Source organism: Actinomadura roseirufa (assembly GCF_900659635.1).
In the GTDB taxonomy this organism is placed as follows: domain Bacteria; phylum Actinomycetota; class Actinomycetes; order Streptosporangiales; family Streptosporangiaceae; genus Spirillospora; species Spirillospora roseirufa.
On record NZ_CAACVB010000373.1, the window covers coordinates 1 to 6008 of the forward strand.

Sequence of the window (6008 nt, forward strand, 5' to 3'; positions counted from 1 at the left end):
CTCGTGCCCGCCGCGCTGGCGGGCGTGGACGTGGACGCGCTGCTCGCCGACGCGGCCCGGCTGGCGGGCGTGCTGCGCCAGCCCTACGACAATCCGGCGCTGGCGCTCGGCGCCGCGCTGGGGTCCTCGGCGCTGGAGCACCGCGACAAGCTCGTCCTGGCCGACCACGGCTCGGGCCTCGCGGGGTTCACCGGCTGGGCCGAGCAGCTCGTGGCGGGGACGCTGGGCAAGGACGGCAAGGGGCTGCTGCCGGTCGTCGTGGAGGGCGTCGACGCGCCCGGCTTCGAGCTGACCGACGAGCTGCGGCGGATCCTGCTCGGCCGCCGCCCGGACGAGCCGGGCCCCGGCCGCGAGGCGGGGGTCAGCGTCGCGGGGCCGCTCGGCGCGCAGTTCCTGCTGTGGGAGTACGCGGCGGCCGTCGCCGCCCGGGTGGTCGGGGTCGACCCGTTCGCCGACCCCGACGTCCGCCAGTCGCGCGAGAGCACCGCGGCCCTGCTGCGCTCGGAGGAGGGCGCGGCGCCGACGGTCGTCCACCGGCCGCCGGCGCTGGTGTCGGGCGCGGTGGAGGTCCACGCCCCGGAGGACCTGCTGAAGGGCGCCGAGACGCTGACGGACGCGCTGGAGACGCTGCTGGAGGCGGTGCCCGAGCACGGCTACCTCGCCGTCCTCGGCTATCTGGACCGGTCGGGGGACGCGGCGGCCGCCGGGCTGCGGCCACTGCTGGCCGCGCGGAGCGGCAAGCTCCGCAGGCGCGCGGCGCCCGTCACGTTCGGCTGGGGTCCCCGGTACCTGCACGCGACCGGCCAGTACCACAAGGGCGGCCCGCCCAATGGGGCGTTCTTGCAGGTCACCGGTGCCGTGACGGCCGACGTCCCGGTGCCGGGCCGGCCGTACACGCTGGGCGAGCTCCAGCTGGCGCAGGCGTTCGGCGACCTGCGGGTGCTGCGGTCGCTGGGCCGGCCCGCGGTGCGGCTCCATCTGCGCGACCGGGCCGAGGGGCTGGCAGAACTGGCCGAAGCGCTCTCCTGAAGGCGTCGCCGCAGGCCGCGAGCCGGTCCGGGCCGGATGGCCGGGGTACCGGGCGCGGTCCAACACGCCGTGGGCGAACGCGGTTCGGGGCCCTGCCTGGCCGTTCTGCGACGCCACGGAGGAGATCACCGGAGATGGTCGCGAATGCCCTTTCTCTCCTGGAACGATAAGGGGAGGAGGGATTGGTGTCCGGATTCGACGTACTGACCCGCGGAGACGTGCTGGACTCGGCGCTGCAGGCGAGGGACTACCTCGTCAACTGCGGCGTCCCCGGCGCACTGGCCGCGAAGGACCCGCGGCTGTGGGGGCGGCGGGCGGTCGACCACAGCCGGCTGGGCTGGCTCGACCTGCCGTTCGCGTCCCGCGGGCTGCTGACCCAGGTGGACGGCCTGGTCGGCGAGGCCCGCCGGGCGGGCCTCGACCACATCGTCCTGATCGGCGTCGGGGCCGAGGGGCTGGCCGCGCAGGCGGTCATGGAGGCGCACGCGGACGCGCCCGCCGGCACGCTGACCGTGCTGGACGGGGGCGACACCGCCGCGCTGGCGTTCGCGCTCGAGCGGCTCGACCGGACGCTGGTCGTGCTGGCCAGCAAGGCGGGCGTGTCCCTGGAGGGGGACGCCTACCGGCGGATCTTCGCGGGAGCGTTCCGCGAGCGCGGGCTGTCCGAGCGCGAGATCGCCGGGCGGTTCCTGGTGATCACCGACCATGGCAGCCCGCTGCACGACTTCGCCCGCCAGTGCGGGTACCGGATCGGGCTCACCGACCCGTACCTGCCGGGGCACTTCGGGGCGCTGTCGGCCTACGGGCTGGTGCCCGCGGTGCTCGCCGGCGCCGACGCCGGGCGGCTGCTGGAGGACGCGGCGGCGCTGGTGCCGTCGCTGTCGCGCGACGAGGACAACCCCGGTCTGCTGCTCGGGGCGATCCTCGGCGGCTGCGCCCAGCAGGCGCCGGACGGCGTCACCCGCGACAAGGTGGTGCTGCGCGGGCCCGGCGGCTCGGGCGCGCTCGGCGCGTGGATCTCCCAGCTGCTGGCGGTCGGCACCGGCAAGCGCGGCAGGGGCGTGCTGGCGCTGGAGGCGCCCGGCGGCAAGGGCGCCTTCCCGGACGTGCACTCGATCGCGCTCAACCCGCGCTCGCCCGCGCAGGAGGACGCCGACACCTCGGTGTGCGCGCCACTCGGCGCGCAGTTCCTGCTGTGGGAGTACGCGACGGCCGTGACCGGCTGGCTGCTCGGGGTCAACCCGTTCGAGGTGGGCAGCACCGTCGTCCAGGACGCCGAGGACGACGCGTCGGCGCTGCTGCGCTCGGCGGGCACCGGCCCGCTGGCCGCGGAGCCGCCGGTGTACGTCGAGGACGGCATCGAGGTGCACGCCGACTTCCCATGGCCTCCCGGAGCGGACCTGTTCACCGTCCTCGGCGGCCTGGTCGGCGCGGTGCCCGCCGACGGGTACCTGTCGGTGGTGACCTACCTGGCGGGCGACTTCTCCGGCCGGTACCTGGCCCCGTCGTTCGCCCGCGCCGCCGGCCGGCCCGTGGTGTACGGGCCCGGCCCCGCCCACCCGCACGCGACCGGCCCCATCCACAAGGACGGCCCCGGCAACGGCGCCTTCCTGGTCATCACCGGCGACCCCGCGCCGGGGGACGAGCTGGCGGCCCACCCGGTGCCGGGACGCCCCTACGGCCTGGCCAAGCTCCGGCTCGCGCGGGCGCTGGCCGAGGTCCGGGCGCTGCGCAGCCGCGGGCTTCCCGTGCTGCGGCTGCATCTGCGCGACCCGGTCGCGGGCGCCGGGCGGCTCACCGAGGCCGTGCGCGCGGTGGCGGGAGCGGGACCCCGGCGGTGACCCGTTTCCCGTCGCCTCCCCCGCCGCCGGCGGCCGGGGTCCCGGTGATGTCCCCCGCCGGGGCACCCACATGTATCGACATGGCGACATCGCCGTCCGCGCAGGTCCGGAGGACGGGAGCGCGGCCCGCCGCGCCGCGGCCCCGACTTGTCACGGTCCGTTGGGCCCGACCTCACCCCGCGTTCGGGAATGATCTCCCGGAGAAACGCGTATACCTGGTGATGGCCGGTAACGTCGTCCGCGATGTGCCGGTACCGGACAGGCCGCACCGGCCGGACGAGGACCTGCCCGCGCGGACCCACGGCGCCTCCCGCGCGGCGCCCGGAGGCCGGCCGCCGGGTGGTCCGGCCGCACCCGCAGGACCGCTGGGCGGGCATCGCCCGGCTGCTCGACCAGACCTACCTCCGTGGCGTCATGGGACACGGGGTCAACACAGGATGCGTGGTCAACACAGGATGCGCAGAGAGTGCACAGCGGGCCGTCCTCCCGGGCCGGGCCGTGATATCGGGACGAGACAGTGGGCAGGAACGGTCCACGGCGCACCGCGCGCGGGCGCGGTACGAGAAGGCAGAGAGCGAGAAGAGGGGGCCGCCACGTGACCAACACAGCCAATCCGCTCCGCGACCCGCGGGACAAGCGCCTGCCGCGGGTGGCCGGGCCGTGCGTGCTCGTGCTGTTCGGGGTCACCGGGGACCTGTCGCGCAAGAAGCTGCTCCCGGCCATCTACGACCTGGCGAACCGGGGGCTGCTGCCGCCGGGCTTCTCCCTGGTCGGCTTCGCCCGCCGCGACTGGGAGAACGAGGACTTCCGGCAGATCGCCTACGAGTCGGTGAAGGCGCACGCGCGGACGCCCTTCCGCGAGGACGTCTGGACGCACCTGTCGGAGGGCATGCACTTCGTCCCCGGCGAGTTCGGCGACCCGGGCGCGTTCGACGCGCTGGCGATGGCCGTCAAGGAGCTGGACGAGAGCCGCGGCACCGGCGGCAACTACGCCTTCTACCTGTCGATACCGCCGAAGTTCTTCCCGCAGGTGGTCGAGCAGCTGCAGCGCAGCGGGCTCGCCGACCGCAAGGAGCGGGCGTGGCGGCGCGTCGTCATCGAGAAGCCGTTCGGCCACGACCTGGCCAGCGCCAAGGAGCTGAACGACACCGTCCACCAGGTGTTCCCCGAGGAGTCGATCTTCCGGATCGACCACTACCTCGGCAAGGAGACGGTGCAGAACATCCTGGCGCTGCGCTTCGCCAACACGATGTACGAGCCGATCTGGAACCGCTCGTTCGTCGACCACGTGCAGATCACGATGGCCGAGGACATCGGCATCGGCGGCCGGGCCGGGTACTACGACGGCATCGGCGCGGCCCGCGACGTCATCCAGAACCACCTGCTGCAGCTGCTGGCCCTGACGGCGATGGAGGAGCCCACCTCCTTCAGCGCCGAGGCCGTCCGGGCGGAGAAGGCCAAGATCCTCTCCTCGGTGCGGGTGCCCGGCGACCTGTCGCTGTCCACCGCGCGCGGCCAGTACGCCGAGGGCTGGCAGGGCGGCGTGAGCGTCAAGGGGTACCTGCAGGAGGACGGCATCCCCCAGGACTCGCACACCGAGACCTACGCCGCCGTCAAGCTGGAGATCGACAACCGGCGGTGGGCGGGCGTGCCGTTCTACCTGCGCACCGGCAAGCGGCTCAGCCGCCGGGTGACGGAGGTGGCGATGGTGTTCCAGCAGGCGCCGCACCTGCCGTTCTCGCACACCGACACCGAGGAGCTCGGGCAGAACGCGCTGGTGATGCGGGTACAGCCGGACGAGGGCATCACGGTGCGATTCGGCTCCAAGGTCCCCGGCACCTCGATGGAGATCCGCGACGTCAACATGGACTTCGCCTACGGCGAGTCGTTCACCGAGTCGTCGCCCGAGGCGTACGAGCGGCTGCTGCTGGACGTGCTGATCGGCGACCCCCCGCTGTTCCCGCGGCAGGAGGAGGTGGAGCTGTCCTGGAAGATCCTCGACCCGATCACCGCGCACTGGGCCGATCAGGGCGGTCTCGACCAGTACAAGTCCGGCGGCTACGGGCCCGACAGCGCCGATGAGCTGATGGCGCGCGACGGGCGCACTTGGAGGCGACTCTAACGATGAACATCGACCTCACCGGCACCTCCACGCGGCGGATTCAGGAGGCGCTGACCCAGGCGCGGCACCTGATGGGCGGCCCGGCGGTCGGGATGGTGCTGACGCTGATCATCGTCACCGACGAGTCGGCGCAGTACGACGCGGTGCGCGCGGCGACCGAGGCGGCGCGCGAGCACCCCTGCCGGGTGCTGACCGTGATCTCCCGGGACCCGCGGGGCAGTTCCTCGCGGCTGGACGCCGAGATCCGGATGGGCGAGACCGGGCCCGGCGAGACGGTGCTGCTGCGCATGTACGGGCCGCTGGCCGAGCACGCCGACTCGGTGGTCGTCCCGCTGCTGATGCCCGACACCCCGGTGGTGACGTGGTGGCCGGGCGGGAAGGTCCCGAAGGTGCCCGCCAAGGACCCGCTGGGCCGGCTCGCGCAGCGCCGCGTCACCGACTCCTACGCGGCCCGCGACCGGCTCGGGACGCTCGCGCAGCTCGCCGAGGGCTACCGGCCCGGGGACACCGACTTCACCTGGACGCGGCTGACGTCGTGGCGGTCGCTGCTGGCCGCCTCCCTCGACCAGGAGCACGACGAGGTCGTGTCCGGCGAGGTCGTCGCCGAGCCCGACAGCCCGAGCGCCGAGCTGCTGGCGGCGTGGCTGTCGATCCGGCTCGGCGTCGCCGTCGACCGGACGGTGTCGGAGGGCCCCGGCATCACCGGCGTGAAGCTGGTCACCACCGGCGGGGACATCGTGGTCGACCGCTCCGACGGGCGGGTGGCGACGCTGTCGCGCCCGGGCCAGCCCGACCGGCAGGTGGCGCTGATGCGCCGTCCGATGGCCGAGCTGCTGGCCGAGGAGCTGCGCCGCCTCGACCCCGACGAGGTGTACCAGGAGGCGGCGGCGCGCTTCGCCAAGGACCTGGCGGGCGGCGCCGCCGACGAGGGCGTCGCGAGCGAGCCGCTGTCGGCGACGGCGGACGCGGCGACGACCTCGGCGGCCGGGCGGGAGGCCGAGCGGACGGCGCGTCCG

Annotated in this window: 3 protein-coding genes and 1 pseudogene; all 4 read left to right on the forward strand. The window is 74.5% G+C overall.

What is annotated here, in order from left to right:
* Nucleotides 1-1029, forward strand: a pseudogene (locus tag E1291_RS42785) (glucose-6-phosphate isomerase); the annotation flags it as partial.
* A 185-nt stretch (nucleotides 1030-1214) separates the two neighbouring features.
* Nucleotides 1215-2870, forward strand: coding sequence for a phosphoheptose isomerase (locus E1291_RS38150; RefSeq protein ID WP_131742914.1), 1656 nt, complete (start codon nucleotides 1215-1217; stop codon nucleotides 2868-2870).
* 595 nt (nucleotides 2871-3465) lie between these two features.
* Nucleotides 3466-4992, forward strand: coding sequence for a glucose-6-phosphate dehydrogenase (gene zwf / locus E1291_RS38155; RefSeq protein WP_131742915.1), 1527 nt, complete (start codon nucleotides 3466-3468; stop codon nucleotides 4990-4992).
* A gap of 2 nt (nucleotides 4993-4994) precedes the next feature.
* The coding region (locus E1291_RS38160; protein WP_131742916.1) for a glucose-6-phosphate dehydrogenase assembly protein OpcA at nucleotides 4995-6008 on the forward strand (1014 nt) is incomplete at its 3' end.